The 16,744-nt window shown below is 44.1% G+C and carries 15 protein-coding genes; 10 read left to right on the top strand and 5 right to left on the bottom strand.

What is annotated here, in order from left to right; genetic code table 11:
- Nucleotides 1-73: 73 nt before the first annotated feature.
- Genes larC through larB form a run of 3 tightly spaced genes read left to right on the top strand, consistent with a single transcriptional unit; the run spans nucleotide 74 to nucleotide 2,737 of the window.
- Nucleotides 74-1,291, top strand: coding sequence for a nickel pincer cofactor biosynthesis protein LarC (larC, locus tag D5I41_RS03265; protein WP_119008484.1), 1,218 nt, complete (start codon nucleotides 74-76; stop codon nucleotides 1,289-1,291).
- Nucleotides 1,272-2,099 carry an ATP-dependent sacrificial sulfur transferase LarE gene (gene larE / locus D5I41_RS03270; RefSeq protein WP_119008485.1) on the top strand — a complete coding sequence of 276 codons (828 nt, stop codon included), beginning with the start codon at nucleotides 1,272-1,274 and terminating at the stop codon, nucleotides 2,097-2,099. Before larC ends, larE begins: the two co-directional genes overlap by 20 nt.
- Nucleotides 2,081-2,737 (top strand): nickel pincer cofactor biosynthesis protein LarB, encoded by a 657-nt coding sequence (gene larB, locus D5I41_RS03275; protein WP_186811082.1) that lies wholly within the window; start codon nucleotides 2,081-2,083, stop codon nucleotides 2,735-2,737. Before larE ends, larB begins: the two co-directional genes overlap by 19 nt.
- A gap of 81 nt (nucleotides 2,738-2,818) precedes the next feature.
- On the opposite strand, the gene D5I41_RS03280 is transcribed toward larB, so the two are convergent.
- From D5I41_RS03280 to D5I41_RS03300, 5 genes are all read right to left on the bottom strand, one after another.
- Nucleotides 2,819-4,108: a lactonase family protein gene (locus D5I41_RS03280; RefSeq protein ID WP_119008486.1), complete on the bottom strand. Its 1,290-nt coding sequence runs from the start codon at nucleotides 4,106-4,108 to the stop codon at nucleotides 2,819-2,821.
- Nucleotides 4,109-4,628: 520 nt separating this feature from the next.
- Nucleotides 4,629-5,924 carry a nickel pincer cofactor-dependent isomerase, group 22 gene (locus D5I41_RS03285; RefSeq protein WP_119008487.1) on the bottom strand — a complete coding sequence of 432 codons (1,296 nt, stop codon included), beginning with the start codon at nucleotides 5,922-5,924 and terminating at the stop codon, nucleotides 4,629-4,631.
- Between the two features lie 81 nt (nucleotides 5,925-6,005).
- Complete coding sequence (locus tag D5I41_RS03290) at nucleotides 6,006-6,998, bottom strand: TRAP transporter substrate-binding protein (protein WP_119008488.1); 993 nt, start codon at nucleotides 6,996-6,998, stop codon at nucleotides 6,006-6,008.
- Nucleotides 6,999-7,254: 256 nt separating this feature from the next.
- Nucleotides 7,255-8,541, bottom strand: coding sequence for a TRAP transporter large permease (locus tag D5I41_RS03295; protein ID WP_119008489.1), 1,287 nt, complete (start codon nucleotides 8,539-8,541; stop codon nucleotides 7,255-7,257).
- 1 nt (nucleotide 8,542) lies between these two features.
- Nucleotides 8,543-9,025 (bottom strand): TRAP transporter small permease, encoded by a 483-nt coding sequence (locus D5I41_RS03300; RefSeq protein ID WP_235868845.1) that lies wholly within the window; start codon nucleotides 9,023-9,025, stop codon nucleotides 8,543-8,545.
- A 212-nt stretch (nucleotides 9,026-9,237) separates the two neighbouring features.
- Here D5I41_RS03300 and D5I41_RS03305 point away from each other — a divergent pair, with 212 nt between their 5' ends.
- The 7 genes from D5I41_RS03305 to D5I41_RS03335 all read left to right on the top strand — a co-directional run bounded on the left by D5I41_RS03305 (nucleotide 9,238) and on the right by D5I41_RS03335 (nucleotide 16,721).
- Entirely contained in the window at nucleotides 9,238-10,251 is a 1,014-nt protein-coding gene (locus tag D5I41_RS03305) for a C-terminal binding protein (protein WP_119008490.1), read from the top strand.
- 2 nt (nucleotides 10,252-10,253) lie between these two features.
- Complete coding sequence (locus D5I41_RS03310; protein ID WP_119008491.1) at nucleotides 10,254-10,907, top strand: bifunctional 4-hydroxy-2-oxoglutarate aldolase/2-dehydro-3-deoxy-phosphogluconate aldolase; 654 nt, start codon at nucleotides 10,254-10,256, stop codon at nucleotides 10,905-10,907.
- Between the two features lie 2 nt (nucleotides 10,908-10,909).
- Complete coding sequence (locus D5I41_RS03315) at nucleotides 10,910-11,596, top strand: RraA family protein (RefSeq protein WP_119008492.1); 687 nt, start codon at nucleotides 10,910-10,912, stop codon at nucleotides 11,594-11,596.
- A 51-nt stretch (nucleotides 11,597-11,647) separates the two neighbouring features.
- Nucleotides 11,648-12,628, top strand: a complete 981-nt coding sequence (locus tag D5I41_RS03320) for a 2-dehydro-3-deoxygalactonokinase (protein WP_162892783.1) — start codon at nucleotides 11,648-11,650, stop codon at nucleotides 12,626-12,628.
- Between the two features lie 71 nt (nucleotides 12,629-12,699).
- The gene (locus D5I41_RS03325; protein WP_119008494.1) at nucleotides 12,700-13,689 is read left to right on the top strand and encodes a zinc-binding dehydrogenase; all 990 of its coding nucleotides are present in this window, start codon (nucleotides 12,700-12,702) and stop codon (nucleotides 13,687-13,689) included.
- Nucleotides 13,690-14,390: 701 nt separating this feature from the next.
- A complete protein-coding gene (locus tag D5I41_RS03330) occupies nucleotides 14,391-15,209 on the top strand; it encodes an NAD-dependent epimerase/dehydratase family protein (RefSeq protein ID WP_162892784.1) in 819 nt (272 codons plus the stop codon).
- 81 nt (nucleotides 15,210-15,290) lie between these two features.
- The gene (locus D5I41_RS03335) at nucleotides 15,291-16,721 is read left to right on the top strand and encodes a sugar porter family MFS transporter (protein WP_119008496.1); all 1,431 of its coding nucleotides are present in this window, start codon (nucleotides 15,291-15,293) and stop codon (nucleotides 16,719-16,721) included.
- The last annotated feature ends 23 nt before the right edge of the window (nucleotides 16,722-16,744 follow it).

Below are 16,744 nucleotides of genomic sequence, written 5' to 3' on the forward strand. Positions count from 1 at the left end.
ATAAAGTATCTAACATATCAGAATTAACAATTTACTTAAGAGTAAACTCATAACCCAGAGGTTGGAGCAAACTATGCACATTCATCTAGATCTTGTCGGTGGTATTGCGGGAGATATGTTCACAGCAGCAATACTGGATGCGGCCCCCGAACTAAAAAGGCCTCTATTTGAAGCGTTAGAGGTAGTCCGCACGCAAACACAAGTCAAATACTGGACTGAAGACGCCATGGACAAAGGCCTTAGCGGTCAACGTTTCTATGTTGAGGAAGATCTGGGCGCTGGGTCAGACCATCACCATCACCATCACCATGGTGAGCATAGAAGCTGGAAGTCCATTAAAAAGCTACTAATCGCACTTCCTATAGAAGACAAAGTAAGGCGAAATGCGATTGGAATTTTTGAACTTCTAGCCCAAGCAGAGGCAGGGATTCACGGCAAGAGTGTTGATGATGTTCACTTTCATGAAGTTGGAGCATGGGACTGCATTATCGATATAGTGTCCGCAAGCTGGCTTATTGAATATTCACGAGCAAGCTCTTGGTCATGCTCAAAAATACCTTGGGGTGGTGGCACAGTTCGATGTGCTCATGGAGAAATACCGGTTCCCGCGCCAGCAACATTGACGCTTCTGAAGGGCTTCACTGTCTTTGATGATGGTATCAAAGGAGAAAGAGTAACTCCAACCGGCGCCGCCATCTTGGCTTGGTTGCGCCCTTCGCACACGGTGGCTCAAGGTTGCGTCTCTGGTGTTGGGTATGGGTTTGGCAAACGCAAGCTTACTGATAGAGCCAATCTACTTCGCGCATCCTTTCTGTCTACCGAAAGCAACAAAAATATAGAATCCCAAGAGATTTGTGTCGTTCAGTTCGATATCGATGATATGACCGGTGAAATGCTGGCTATCGCTCGGGAAAGAATACGTGAACAACACGGAGTACATGAGATCACTGAGGCGATTTCTCACGGTAAGAAGAACCGCCATATTAGCACCTTTACTCTTCTAGCCTCACCATCGCATCAAGACTCGATCATCGAATATATCTTCAATAACACGTCTACTTTAGGGGTGCGCTATTGGAGTTGTATGCGAAAGGTGCTTCCTCGCCTACACCATACCATATCTTCAGAGGGTCAAGATTTTGAGGTCAAAACGGTCACCAGACCGGATGGTTCCATTACCAGTAAGCTTGAGTCTGATCATTTAGGTAACTCAAACATGAATTACCAATCCCAAACAACCATCAAATCTCATTTGGAGGCGGCGGCAGTCAATGAAAAATCTCAATCATAAACTGACTCATTTACAACAAACGGTTAGGGCACTAGAGAGAGTGACAGTGGCGTTAAGTGGCGGTGTAGACAGTATGACCCTTGCCTTTATCGCTCACCAAGTATTGGGTGACAATGCAAGAATGGTGCATTCCATCTCGCCGGCAGTTCCTCCTAATGATACCCAGCGTATACGCGAATTTGCAGCAAAGTATCAATGGAATATAGAGTATGTATCCACTGGCGAGATCGATACGCCAAGCTATAAAAATAACCCCGTGAATCGTTGTTATTACTGTAAAACCTGTTTATACAGCACGCTTAAACGCCTCGCTTTTGGGCAAGTCGTGTCTGGAACAAACCTAGACGATTTAGGTGACTATCGCCCTGGGCTTATCGCTGCAAAAGAACATAATATTGTCCACCCATTTGTGGAAGCTAAGATAAACAAACAAGAGATCCGTCAACTTGCCTTGCAATTAGGGCTGCCAGCAATATCAAAGCTACCAGCATCTCCCTGCCTAGCAAGCCGAATAGAAACGGGTATCCATATCGACAACAACAATCTTGGTTTAGTCGATGCGGTAGAACAGCACCTGCGTTCGCGCATAAACAGCGCAACCTTAAGATGCAGAGTTAAGAAACAACAGATAGGCATAGAGCTAGATAACGAGACATTCAAGAACTTAACGCAGCAAGAAATCGATTCTTTAAAAAGAGACATTGCGAAGATTATTGATAACTTCAGTTCAAACCTTCCCATCCAGTTCATGCCTTACCAACAAGGCAGTGCCTTTGTAGGAGATAAACAGTGTCTGACATCATTATAGATTTTGATCGGAAACAGCGTTGTGGAGTCGAAGAAGCCATTCTTTGTGAGCGCAAAAGCATCGCACAGATCGAAAGCATCATTGAGCTGGGCCTAACCAACCAAGTCAGGTTCTTGTTTACCCGGCTCACTAAAGAAAAGTGGTCTCAGTTAAAGCCAACTTACCACCATCATCTGACCTATTGTGCCCTATCAAATACCGCAGTACTTGGAGAGGTCTATAAATTACAAAGACAAGAACACCAAGTCGCAATCGTATCTGGGGGATCATCCGATACTGGAGTATGCCATGAAGTCCTCACAACGCTGAACTACCATGGCTATTCAGCTAGCTTGTATGAGGACGTCGGCGTATCCGCTCTATGGCGCTTAAACAATGCCCTAGAAGAGATCAACAAGGCGAAAGTCATAATTGCAGTCGCAGGTATGGAAGCAGCACTACCTACCGTTTTATCAGGTATGACACACAGGCCCATTATTGCCGTGCCCACCTCAGTAGGCTATGGCGTATCAGAGGGGGGACAGCTTGCTCTGCATTCCTGTTTAGGAAGCTGTGCCGCTGGGCTAATGACGGTCAATATCGACAATGGGTTTGGCGCGGCTTGTGCGGCCATCAAGCTCCTTAATGCCTTTTCTTGATCATTCCTTGACCCACAGTCGCTGACCATCAAAAAATGGGGCTAGTCGCAAAGCGGGTTGCCCCTCTTCTATGTTCAACCTTTATAGAAAAGCAAAATCGACTGGTACCGGGATCTTCGCCGTAGTCAAAGGCTCTCCCAACTTGCCTGTCGATGGCTCAATCTTGAAAGATAGAGTGTTATCGGAGTTTTGGTTACCAACCAAAAGGATGCTTCCTGTTGTATCAATATTCATACCACGAGGCACATTACCTCCTGAAGAAACCCATTCCACTGGATATAGCTTGCCCGTCGTTTGATCGATACCATAGACTGCAATAGAGTCCGCACCGCGATTCGTTGCATAAAGCCACTTGCCCTGCGGATGCACTTTGATTTCAGCCGTAGTATTTGTGCCAGTTGGTACATAACCCGGGTTAGTAGGATTAAAGTTTGGTCGCTTAAACTTAGTATCTACAGGTAGAGTTGAAATACTGTGGATCAATGCAAACGAGCCTCGAACCGAATCAAAGTCGAACACGTCAATAGTTGATGAGAACTCATTGAGTACATAGGCAAACTTACTACTGGGATGAAAATCCATGTGCCTAGGACCCGCTCCCGCAGCAACATTTGCAAAAGGAACATCACTCAACGACAGTTCACCCGTGTTCGCATTCAAGTTGAAAGCAAAAATCTTGTCTGTACCCAGATCAACACCAAATACGTGCTTATCGCTAGGCCCATTAACTATCATATGGGCATGAGCGCCTTCTTGCCTTTCCCCGATAGATCCTTTGCCATTGGCTTCACTTTGATAGAAGCCAACGATCTCTCCTAAACTACCATCTGCATTAATAGGTAGGCTGACAAAGCTACCAGAGCCATAGTTTGCCGCGAGCAAGTATTGGCCACTTGAGTGAACAGTACAATGACATGGCCATGTACCATTAGTCAGTTGCGTATTTAAATAGCTTAATTCGCCACTCTCTTTATCAATTTTGTACGCGCTCACACGACCCATTGGGTGACCGCTATCGTTATTACCAAGCTCATTAACGCAATAAAGTACACTTTTGTTTCGATCTACAGCTAAAAAAGAAGGGTTGTCAGATTGAACTGACTGCACGAACGATAGCTCTCCACTTTCAGTAAGCTTATAGACATAAATGCCTTTTGCTGTGCTTGGTTTTTGCGCACCAGGAGCAAAATTTGGGGCTGAGTAGGTGCCAATATAAACGAACTGCTCTTTAAAACCCGCTGCACCTTGGGTGGTCGCTGCATGGGCGGCGAAACTAGGCACCATTGATAGCCCTCCAACAGCTCCAAGCGTCTTCAACACGCTACGTCGAGAAACGTCAGAGGACGCGGTATCCATATTTTTGTCTTTCACTGTCTCACTCCTTTCCTTTGAAATCTAACATCTAATATATTAGACCTCAGTAGTTGTAATTGTGACCAGCTACTAAATTTATACAAGCTGCTAAGAAGCCGATCGCAACTTTCAAAGCAATCTTATGTAACGGAGCTATTTTGATGTATTTGTGCATTAGCAGACGTGAGGAACCACTCCATTCTTTTAAAACCGAGAGCGGTGAGGGGTTAGCTTCAGCATCTTTGACGAGATGGATACGGGGAAAACTAATGTTTTTCTCGTTCAAAAGGCAGATCACACCAGGTTGTTCAACAACTACATTTCAATTACTTAGTAGGTGCGGACACATATTCAATGTGTGTTATGCATTGCAATAAAAAACGGCAACCCCGTCTAAAAGGTCGCCGTTCATTTGTTAGCTACTGGTCGGGCTCTGAACCCATGACAGCCCAAGAATTCACAATATGACTAGGTACGACTCTGCCGAACCTCACCACCGACTCAGCTAGTGAAAAAGGTGATTCTATCAACCTCTACTTTAGCTTTCCCAAGGCAGCAATTGCCCTTCTTCATTGAAGCTAAACGCTTCTTCCGAGCTAACACACTCGGTTTTCTCGAGTGTTTCTACCTGAGGTTTCAAAGCCTCAGACACATAGATATTATCCAGATCCAATGTGTTCTTGATCCAGACAATTTTCGCATTTTTAATGTCGTGTATTGGCGCAGTTTTCAGAGCAAACACTATCGCTTCTCTGTCATTACCCATCACCATAGGTATCTTGGCCGTTGCCAATGTTCCTGCGGTTGCAGCATTGGTATACATAGCGCCAAAGTCGAGTTCTTGTACCAATTGTCTGGTGGTAATATCGGCCATACCTATGCCGACACCATTTCCGTGTGTGGCCTCTGTCAAAGACAGCACCACGGTGCTGGAGATCTTAGGTCCTTTAAAGCCCCCCACTCCAGAACCTGGTCTTCCGGTCACATTAGGATCCATCCCTTCACCACTGATGTTTTTCCCGATCTCTTGAATGATTAACACATCAATATCCAGGATCTGAATGGTGGCGATATTGCGCTTTGCTTTGGCGAGGTATTTTGGCTCCAAAGAGAGGATCTCATGTTGCTCAACAAGCTCAATATCCATGAGTTCATCGTATGCATTCTCAACCAACCCAATCGCAAAGGGGACGTTAATTTTTTCCAACAATCGCTCGCCCGCTTCAGGTATTACACGATGAAACTGATGAAAGCCATAGCGATGCAATGAGGACGCGCCAAGGTGGTTGCCAAGCCCAATACACAGCATCTTCAGCAAACCACTTTCGACCTGTCCTTTGAAATCCGCATGAGGTTTGATTTTATTACATAAAATAATGCCATCCGCTTCCATCGCCACTCTATCCAAATAAAGTGGGACACCATCAGGCATGCTTGCCACTTGAACCACTTCCATAGACGACACTATGGGGACTCCCATAGATTGCTCAGTGACACCGTAGGTTTCAAGAATCTTAACTTGGCCCTCGGCATTGGCCGAACCATGACTCCCCATTGACGGCACAACAAAAGGGAGCGCGCCATGGGCTTTTAAAAAAGCGATGGTCTGTTGCAAAACGGGAATAAGGCCAGAAATCCCTCGACTACCCACAGTAATCGCCAATGACATCCCTTTTAGGCGCTCCGGATTTGGAAGCTTCAACAGCTCCAAGTTAATACGCTCTGCAATGTCGTCAAGCTTGTTACGCTCAAAATGCTGCTTTACCTTTACCATTTTTGGTAGTTCACACTCAAAGCCGCCATCCAGTGTGAATTTGATCTCTTTATCAAACATGTTTTATCAACCCCAGCAAAACTAAAACAACAAGAGAGGGCATAGCCCTCTCTTGAAAAACATCGACATCTTTAACAATGACTAGTTAACAGCAACTTCCTTAATGGTGCTCATCCACTCATCGTAAACGTCTGCACCCAGTTTATCTTTGTACTCAGCACGCACAGGCTCAGTCGCATCGATGAACAATTGCAACTGCTCAGGGGTCAACGCATTCACTTTAGTACCAATCTTCTTAAACTCTTCTATTTGCTGACCTTCTTCTGCAGCAACAATCTCTTGTTGGTAGATTTCAGCATCATGCATAGCTTGCTTAATTAGCACCTGGTCTTCTGGAGTCAGGCCATGCCAGAACTCTAGATTCATAACAGGGATGTAGAACGTAATAACATGGCCCGTCAAGCTCACGTAATCCTGTACTTCATAGAAACGTTGCGCATAGATGTGAGCAATTGGGTTCTCCTGACCATCGATAACGCCCTGCTGTAGGCCAGAGTAAACCTCACCAAAGTTCATCGGCGTTGCAGAAGCATTTAAAGAGTTAAACGTCTTAACGTGCGCTGGAACCTTCATGGTACGAATTTTCAGGCCTTTCAAGTCTTCCGGTGTTTCTACAGGACGAGAGTTATTTGTTACGTGTCGAACACCATTCTCCATCCAGCCAATTCCTTGAAGGTTCATGTTGTTCAGCTTGCTCAGCATCTTGTCGCCCGCAGGGCTATGTACTGTATCGAGTGCTGCTTGTTTGCTTGGGTAAATAAACGGTAACTCAACCACATCAAAAGAAGGGTCCCAAGAAGAGTAGAAAGATGAAGGAGATACCGCCATTTGTAGCATTCCGGACTGTACGCCCTCGATCATTTCGCGATCTGGACCCATTTGTGAGTTTGCAAAGATCTGTACTTCAAACTTACCATCTGATTTTTGTTCGAGGTCAGTTTTAAACTTCTCAAGAGCACGGTGAAGGTGGTAGTTTTCATTTGCTCCATGGCCAATTCTGATTGTGGTTGCCGCCATTACCGAAGTAGATAGTGCCAGCATGGATACTGCTGTAGCCATAATTAGTTTTTTCATAGTGCCCTCTTTAAACTGTGTAGGGTGGTTCATCGTTAGTATCAGTTGTTGATGCAACTGTTGTTATGTTTATCTTGTTTTGTGGCATGTAACATCTGATATATCACACTCCAGAACTTAATTATTGAACATCCTTCCCTAACTTGCTGTGAGTGTGGTCACGAAATGCATCAATCAGATGAATCATTCTAATATAAACAAATAAAGCCCTAGCATTTGTAGGGCTTTATTTTTCAAGTGAAAGTGTAATTAATCATTAACCAATTAATTCTGTTAAAAATAAAGATAAACTCGGAATAAATGTTACCGCTAATAATAAAACCAACATGGAACATAAGAATGGTATTAATGCTCTCGATATTTTCTCAATACTCACATTTGAAACTTGGCTAGCAACAAATATATTTACACCTAAGGGGGGTGTACAGAAACCAATAGCAAGGTTAACAGTAAGAATCACACCAAATACAATGGGATCTACACCAAGTTGTTTAACTACAGGAAGAAGGATCGGTGTTAGTATAATAATTGCCGATATAGTTTCCATAAACATACCGATAATCAACAACATGCCATTGATTAATAGTAGCAACACAATAGGGTTATCAGATAATCCAACGAGCGTACTTGCTACTACACCGGGTATCTGTTCAAAGGTAACCAAGCGGCCAAATGCAGCAGCGAAGACAACCAGAACAAGTATTGTGGCTGAGGTCAGGGTTGAACGTGCGAATATTTCAGGAAGATCAGAGAATGAAATCTCTTTATAAATAAACAACCCACAAATAATCGCATATACCACAGCTACGGCGCCCGCCTCTGTTGGCGTAAACACACCGCCGTAAATACCTCCCAAGATAATCCCAGGGACAATCAGCGCCCAAATAGATTCTTTAAACTGTGAACCCACTCCTGCCCAAGAGAAAGGTGTAGGCTCCACGTCCATAATAGGCAACTTTCTAACTACAAAGCGGCTCATGGCCATAAAAGTAAGACCAAACAATACACCAGGGACGATACCGGCTAAAAATAGTTTACCTATAGAGACTTCTGCTGATACACCGTAAATGATAAACGGAATACTCGGTGGAATCATCACGCCAATCATACCGGCAGAGGCCGTTAGAGCGGAAGAAAAGTCCTTCTTATACCCTTGCTGTGTCATTGAAGGAATAATGTTCGAGCCAATTGCTGCCACAGTTGCCGGAGCAGAACCAGAAATAGCCGCAAAAAACATCGATGCAATGACATTCACATAACAAAGAGATGCGCGAATATGGCCAACCAAAGAATACGCAAAACCAATGATTCTTTTTGATAGGCCACCTTTCTGCATCAAGTCACCCGCTAAGATGAAAAGAGGAACAGCAATCAATGGAAAAGAATCCGCACCAGTTACAATCGAGCGTGCCATTAAGCTTAAAGGGGGCGTTCCATCGACGAAACTCATTACAAACAGGGAGCTGATACCTAAGCTCATCGCAATTGGCACACCTAAGATTAGTAAAGCTCCCAGTGCACAAAATAAGATTATTCCAGACATTTTAAACCTCTACTGGTGAAGTTACTTTGGTTCTATCAATTACATAGAACTGAACAATTCGAAACACAGATAATAATGAACCAACAGGTGCAGATGCATACATGACTGCAATTGGAAGGTTAAGAACTACCGACTTTTGAGATAACACATAAGGTAGCGTTATTAATTTATATGACTGATAGGTCATCGTTAATAAGAAAACAACAACAGCAATATCAATCATAATCTCTATGACTTTCTTTACTTTGCTAGGTAATAAGTCTTGGAAAAAAGTTACCTTTACATGCTTTCTTTCTTTAAATGCATAAGCAATGCCAATCCAAATAAACCAAATAAAGGTCCATAAGGTTAATTCTTCAGACCAAGATAATGCATTTTGAAATACATACCTCATTACTACTTGCATCGTTATCAATATTACAATTACTGCTAGAAGTAACGCCCCAACAGCTCCCTCTAAGTTTTCATTTAACCACTTCATCATATTGTACCCGTCAATTAATCCAGTAGAACTGATATATCAGATAACATACACCTCAAAAATAAGTAAAAATACCGAATATCTTACTTAGACGGCCAAAATGTTGGGTTTTTTGGGATTGATCACAATTTGAAAGTAAACAAATACCACTTCAAAAAAACCACTGATATGTTAGATCTCAGATATCAAGCATTACAACGAGAAGGTGACGAGAAATGACAGCTGAGACCAAATTCAAAGTCTACGTATCAGACTATGACTACCCAGACTTGGATATTGAACGTAGTGTATTGGAGCCAATTGGCGCAGAAGTTATTGGCCTGAAATGCAAGACAGGTATTGGCCTGGGTGAGTTGGCGAAAGATGCCGATGCTATCTTGCAACAATATGCAAAAATCCCTAGAACCACTATCGAGCAGCTCGATCACTGTAAGATCATTTGTCGCTACGGTATTGGTGTCGACATTCTTGATGTAGAAGCGTGCTACGACCATGGCATCAAAGTGTCCAACGTGCCTGACTACTGTATTGATGAAGTAGCAGACCACTCTATCTCACTAGGTCTAACTCTATTTAGACGCATTCCGGCGTACAACAAATTCACTCACGAAGGCAACTGGCACTGGGATATCGATGGCTTAGTTCCTAAGCGCTTCCGATCTTCTACTTGGGGTCTGATTGGTTTTGGCCGAATCGCACAAAACATCGCGAAAAAAATGACAGCGCTTGGCTTCAAAGTAGTGTCTTACGACCCTTACGTTTCAAGCTCTTACATGAATACCTTTAATGTAGAGAAGGTAGATCTGGACACACTCATCAGCACTTCTGACGTGGTGAACGTAATGTGCCCACATACGCCAGAAACGGATCGACTCATCAACGAAGATCGCTTCCGTCAAATGAAACCCAATGCTGTGCTTGTTAATGGTGCTCGTGGCAAGGTTGTCGACAACAACGCGCTTTATAAAGCACTGGTAGAAGGCTGGATTGCATCAGCAGGCCTTGATGACCCAGAAGAAGAACCAGCGAAGCTGGATAACTGGAACCCTAACGACAACCCAATCTTTGGCTTGGATAACTGTATTGTGACACCACACGTTGCTTACGTATCGCAAGAAGCATTCCAAGAATGTCGTCGCATTGCGGCTGAAAACGCTAAAGCTGTATTGCTCGGTGGCGAGCCTCTTGATCCTGTTGCCCGTATCAAAACACCTATCTCGGAACAATAATCATGAGAAATGAAACCATCGCTGCGATCGAAGAGCACAAAGTGTTCGCTATTGTTCGTGGTCTATCTCCAGATAATGTTCGACCGACGATGCAGGCCCTAGTCCAAGGTGGAATCAAGCTAGTTGAAGTCACGTTCGATCGTAAAAACGGTGATTCAAATACCTTGGCCGCTCTTGACATCTTAGCGACAGATTTTTCTGACCAGCTAATTTTTGGTGCAGGCACAGTGACCACGATTGAACAAGTTCAAGCGGTCAAACACCTAGGTGGTCAATTCATCGTCTCACCCGATTTTAACCCTGAAGTGATCAAGAAAACACGAGAACTGGAGATGGTATCGCTACCCGGCGTAATGACACCAACCGAAGCCGTTCAAGCCGATGCAGCTGGAGCCGACTTTATTAAGTTGTTCCCCGGAGGTCTGCTTGGTCCTAGCTATCTAGGCGCGTTAAGCGCACCGCTTTCAGATCTCAAATTCATTGCAGTGGGCGGAGTCAACGCAGACAACATCGCAGACTTTGCCAAAGCTGGAGCTGTTGGATTCGGAATTGGATCCAACTTAGTCAATAACACCATGGTCGAGAATCAAGAATTCGACAAAATTTACCAAAACGCTTGTCTGTACAAACAAGCCATTGAATCAATTAGGAAATAAAAATGGAATACGCAAAGAAAATCATCAACCCACGTCCAAACGTTAACGAAGACCTAATCGCTAAATGCGCAGAAATGACTGATGTACTGAGTGTGAGTGCGGTATTCAGTGATGCATTCAAACGTGACGGCGTGATGGACCATGAAATCAAGTTCCGTTCAGTGAACAAGCCATTCATCGGTACAGCACTGACAGTAAAACTTAAGCCAGGCGATATCGTTGACTGTCTGCCAATCTTCGACATTGCAAAGCCAGGTGATGTTGTTGTTATCGATGCAAACGGCACACCAAACACCTCTATCTGGGGTGGTTTGATGTCGGGTCTTGCACGTGCTGCTGGCGTAGCTGGCGCTGTGGTTGACGGTTCTGTACGTGACACAGATGAATCAAAAGTTCTTGATTTTCCTGTGGCTTCTCGTTCAGTTTCTCCACGTGCTGCACACTCAGCAGAGACTGGTCGCACTGAGCCAATCGAAATCAACGTTCCTGTTGTTTGTGGTGGTCAAATTGTTAAGCCTGGTGATCTTGTTGTTGCGGATGAGCTAGGTGTAACGGTTGTTCCTTACGAGTTCGTTGAAGAAGTATACCCAGCGGCTAAGCAACTTGCTGAGAATGAGAGAAAAGTTCGTGAAGAGATCCTAAACGGTGCAACAGTTGAGCAACTGCTTTCTAAGTTTGGACGCATCTAATTCACCTTTAAGGCTCATCTTGTGGTGAGCCTTTTTTTGAGGACTATTCCATTGATCATTACAATAGACACAGGCACTACGAATACTCGAGTAGCGCTATTTGAAGGTAAACAACGCGTTGATCAGGTAAAAGCGAATGTCGGTGTTCGTAATACCAGTATTGATGGCAATAATCAGTTGTTGATCAACACTATTTCAGAAGCAATTGTTGAGCTTAAGAATAAGCACTCATTGCAAGATTCTGATATTCAAGCCATTTTGGCTGCAGGCATGATCACATCGAACCTTGGGTTATATGAGGTGCCTCATCTCGTTGCTCCAGTATCTCTTGAGGGTTTTGCAACAAACATTAAATCCGTTGTCATTCCATCAATATCAACACTCCCAATTCACTTTATTCCTGGTGTGAAGAATCTAGATACAGACAACCTGCAATCGGTGGCTGGTTTAGATATCATGCGCGGTGAAGAAGTGGAAGCGCTGGCTATTGCGGATCTGTTCGATATAGAACAAGACGCCGTCATCGCCCTGCCAGGTTCTCATTCTAAATTTGTGTCCATTGATTCTAAACAGGCCATTCAAGGTTGCTGTACAACCCTTGCCGGCGAGCTCAATGCCATAATCACCAGCAATACCATACTCACAAGTTCGTTGGAGAACCGCTTCTCTGATTCTCTTTGTAATGAGGCACTGTTAGAAGGTTATCAGGCAGCCGAATCATTCGGAATTGGGCACGCACTTTTTCAGATTCGACTTAAAGAGCAGTTTGAAGGTAAGTCACATGAGCAACTTGCCAGTTTCTTGATAGGTGTCGTCCTACACTCTGATATCAAAGCCTTACGTTCTGCTCCACAGCTTGGCTTCACTTCAGGAACCCCCGTTTACATTGGCGGCTCTGGCTTACTTTGTGAAGCAACGGCTGTGCTTGTAAAACACTTATTCCCTGAAGCCCCCGTTTATCAGTGCAATGACACTCAAGACCTGTCTGCTGTTGGCTCTATGTATATAGCGAAAAAAGCAAACATCATTTAACCAATCTTGGGCCCCTTTGGAGCTTTCCTTAGTCTTTAAGGGCAAGCTCCTTTTTTGTATGGAGTAATAAAATGAAAGCTGTGACTTATTGCAAAACCTCCGACCGCTTCCAACTTCGTGATGTTCCAACACCCAAAAGATCAAATAAAGACGTATTGGTACGGGTACTCGCCTGTGGATTGAATCCTATCGATACCAAGATCCCTCACTGGCATCACCTTGTAGGCGATATGGACGATGATTTTATTGTTGGATTAGATGTAGTAGGTGAAATAACTGAGGTTTCAGACGAAGAATCATCATGGCGAGTCGGTGATAAAGTTTTGTTTCACGGCAATATGTTCCGAAAAAACGGTGGCCTTGCTGAATACTGCCTCCAAAACCATCAAACACTTACCCTACTACCCGATGTTTCAACTGAGTTTGCAGCTTCTACACCATGTGCTGGCTGGACAGCGTGGCGTGCGTTAGTTGACAAATTATGCATTCAAGGTAAAGAATCAATCTTGATTACCGGTGGTTCAGGGGGTGTCGGCAGTTTTGCTATTCAACTGGCCAAATATTTTGGGGTTGATACCATCATTGTCAGCTGCTCTAAAGGCAACAGTCAGTATGTCAAACAACTAGGCGCAACTCATGTGATTGATTATCACACGCAAGATGTGGTCAAAGAAGTTATGACGATCACAGGACACAAAGGCGTTAATGTTGCGCTTGATTGTGTAGGTGGCGAATCCGAGCTCTTTTGTGCCAACTCACTTCAATTTGACGGCGCAATGGTGGAGCTAGTAGAAACGGCCGACCTCACTCGTTACCAGCAAGCCAAGGCAAGAGGCCTGAGTGTGCATCAACTTAGCTTGGGCGCAGGATATAACAATGGCCAATCTGGTCTTAGATCCATACTCAACGCCGGTGAAGGCTTCAATAAGCTGCTAGATCAAAATCGAATTCAAGCGCCTTACATCACGAGCATTTCTCTTAGTCAGGCAGGAGATAAGTTACTTGAGATGAGGAACCAACGAACCGTTGGCAAGGTCGTAGTGATACTCGAAAACAAGTAGCCAATATAAGCGCACATGGGTGAAAACCGGCTGATAACGCCAGCATTGTGCGTTTTTGGTACCAACAAGATCTTAAACAGGCGCCGTTGAAGTACTAGTTCATGCCGTTATCGGTGACGTTTCACTTTATTTGCGACGTATTCTCTACATGACAAGACATGGAGACGTTAACCAAAGATTGAGTTATTCATTCTTCTCATGATACCAACTCCCAACCCCCTGCTTTCTCAAAAAGGGAGTCTCCTAATTACTCTATCCAAAATTTATAATTATTTAGACATTTGTCCTAGGCTTACATGAGTTTCTCCCGCATCTTATAGGTTGAAAGCTAAATACCGTTCACTCCCCCGTAACTCGATCACTGTCGCATACTCCATTGTTCATGGTACTCGTGCACCTTGTAAATTAATCCAGATAAAGTATCACTTACGCATCAATCTCTTTTCAAACTACAACGTTCCCCCTTCACTGATGACACCTCTGATATATCAGATATCAAATAATAGGTGTTTGTTAAAAAGTGTGACTCACATTCACATGCTTGCATCAAAAAAACCAACTTTGCAGTAATTTCACGTATTTATTTAACCCCCGCAATAGTGAGAATAGCAATATCAAATTCTATTTAATGCAAATCAACAACGCTGACATATCAGACTCTAGATGCTGAATGTGTATTATTTACCACAAGGAAACCACACGTGAAAAAAATTGTGATTACTGGTGCAACTGGCCATTTAGGCAAAAAAATATATGACTATTTGAGTGCCAGAGAAGACCTTGATGTCTGGGGATTGGATATCCGTCCAAGTGACGATGACAAGATCGTAGTGGGCGATATCACTCGCTACGAAGAATCCTGGGCAAGCGTATTCGAAAACTGCCATGGGGTAATTCATCTTGCAGCCGATCGCGATAACCAATGTGGTTGGGAATCAGCCATACCTAACAACATCGATGCGTTGTACAACGTGTTCCATGCTGCATCTGTACATAACGTAAAACGCTTTGTATTTGCGAGTTCAAACTGGGTGGTAGGTGGATATCGTTTCGTTAATGCCAAACTTACACCAGACATTACGCCAAACCCTGTCAATCCCTACGGTGTCACCAAGCTAGTGGGCGAACGCACAGCCCAGTACTTTGCCGATCACCACGGTATGGAAGTGGTAAGTGCCCGTATCGGTTGGACCCAATGGACGCACGATAATCAGCCAGGCGCTCACATGGAAATGGGGCGCTGGGGTCAACTGATGTGGTTAAGCGATCGAGACTATCTGCATGGTATGGAGAGTTCCCTATTGGCGGACATCGATGGCCATGTCGTGGTTAACCTAATGTCCAACAATAAGGGCATGAAATGGTGCCTTGAAAGCTCACGTAAAGCCATTGGTTATATCCCACAAGATGAGTCTTCAGCTGACCTCCCAGCAGGCGTGCGTATCAAAGAATTTTTCGCTTGGATAGGCCAACGCCTCATCCCCGCGTTAGGTAAAAAGATCAACAACCCCAGTTTCTAAACTCCCCTTAAAGTTGCAAAAGACAACTTGCGGTTAAGGAAATTTAAAGTCAAAACACAACGTGAACATTAGGAAAATAAAATGAACAAAGCACATAGTAATGGATACCTATGGTTTATCTGTTTGGTTTCAGCCCTCGGTGGATTCTTCTTCGGATTTGACCTCATCGTAATCTCCGGCACCATCTCATTGGTAAAAGCTCAGTTTGGTTTCTTGCCATGGCAAGAAGGCTTTTTTGTGAGTAGCGCTGTTGTAGGGTGTATTGCGGGAACCGCCCTAGCAGGGAAGCTTAGCGACCGCTACGGTCGTAAGAAGAACCTATTTTTAGCTGCCCTCGTCCTGTTTGCCTCTGCAATGGGCTGTACCTTTGCAACAGACGCTAACACACTGATTTTCTTCAGGCTGATTGGTGGTTTCGGTGTTGGTATCGCAACCTTGACCTCTCCGTTGTACATCTCAGAAATTTCACCAACAAACGTTCGTGGACGAATGATCACTCTGTTCCAGTTTGCGATAACCGTTGGCATCATGATTTCTCTTTTTTCTAATGCAGGAATCCAGAACTTCTCAAACTCTTTAATTGCAAGCGGCAGCACTGAAGGTGTCATTGGTTGGTTATTCGGTTCAGAAGCATGGCGTGGAATGTTCTTGGCAGAAGGTATTCCAGGAATCGTGTTTGTACTGATGTGCCTATTGATTCCAGAGTCTCCTCGCTGGTTAATCGCAAACAATCGTGAAAAAGAAGCACGCATTATCATTGAAAAAGTGGCAGGAAAAACAGGAGCGAACGCGCTAGTTCAAGACTTAAAGAACGTTATCTCTCAAGAAACGGGGAAATTTGCCGACCTATTCAAAGGAGGCAACAAAAAAGCACTTAAGATCGCCGTCGCACTGTCATTCTTCTCTGAAATGAGCGGTATCACCGTAGTCTTCTTCTACGGCCCAACTATCCTTGAAAAAGCGGGGCTTTCTTTAGGTGATTCATTAGGGGGCTTTGCCATCATTGGTATCGTCAATGTGATTTTCACTGTCATTGCACTATGGCTAATGGATATTGCTGGACGTAGAAAACTGCTTCTAATTGGTACAATTGGTGTCATCGTAGCTCACACTATGATTGGCTTGCTGTTCTTAAACGGCCAAGATTCAGGTATGTTGCTGGTTTTCCTAATGTGTGCCTTTGTGGCCTTCTTTGCCTTTTCTATGGGACCAATCAAGTTTGTTGTCATGAACGAAATCTTCCCTACAAAAGTTCGTGGACGCGCCGTGGCAGTAGCGACAATCATGGTTTGGGTATGCCAAGCGTTCTTAAATCAGTTTTTCCCAATGCTTCGTGAAATTATCCCTGTTGGTGCCATCTTCCTGTTCTTCGCAGCGATTCTGATTCCTCAAGTCTTATTCACTCTAAAAGCTATGCCTGAAACTAAAGGCATGTCACTGGAAGAAATTGAACAGCAGTGGAAAGCGCAAGATGAACAAGTTGAAGGTGAACTTCAGTCTGCTAACTCATAAAAATAAATAGAAAGACATCCAAG

The organism is Vibrio superstes, from assembly GCF_003569005.1.
In the GTDB taxonomy this organism is placed as follows: Bacteria; Pseudomonadota; Gammaproteobacteria; order Enterobacterales; family Vibrionaceae; genus Vibrio; species Vibrio superstes.

Coding starts and splice junctions, on each gene's coding strand:
- D5I41_RS03315 (WP_119008492.1), top strand. CDS start 10,910: ATGGAATACGCAAAGAAAATCATCAACCCACGTCCAAACGTTAACGAA.
- D5I41_RS03290 (WP_119008488.1), bottom strand. CDS start 6,998: ATGAAAAAACTAATTATGGCTACAGCAGTATCCATGCTGGCACTATCT.
- D5I41_RS03295 (WP_119008489.1), bottom strand. CDS start 8,541: ATGTCTGGAATAATCTTATTTTGTGCACTGGGAGCTTTACTAATCTTA.
- larE (WP_119008485.1), top strand. CDS start 1,272: ATGAAAAATCTCAATCATAAACTGACTCATTTACAACAAACGGTTAGG.
- D5I41_RS03325 (WP_119008494.1), top strand. CDS start 12,700: ATGAAAGCTGTGACTTATTGCAAAACCTCCGACCGCTTCCAACTTCGT.
- larC (WP_119008484.1), top strand. CDS start 74: ATGCACATTCATCTAGATCTTGTCGGTGGTATTGCGGGAGATATGTTC.
- D5I41_RS03335 (WP_119008496.1), top strand. CDS start 15,291: ATGAACAAAGCACATAGTAATGGATACCTATGGTTTATCTGTTTGGTT.
- D5I41_RS03310 (WP_119008491.1), top strand. CDS start 10,254: ATGAGAAATGAAACCATCGCTGCGATCGAAGAGCACAAAGTGTTCGCT.
- D5I41_RS03285 (WP_119008487.1), bottom strand. CDS start 5,924: ATGTTTGATAAAGAGATCAAATTCACACTGGATGGCGGCTTTGAGTGT.
- D5I41_RS03305 (WP_119008490.1), top strand. CDS start 9,238: ATGACAGCTGAGACCAAATTCAAAGTCTACGTATCAGACTATGACTAC.
- D5I41_RS03300 (WP_235868845.1), bottom strand. CDS start 9,025: ATGATGAAGTGGTTAAATGAAAACTTAGAGGGAGCTGTTGGGGCGTTA.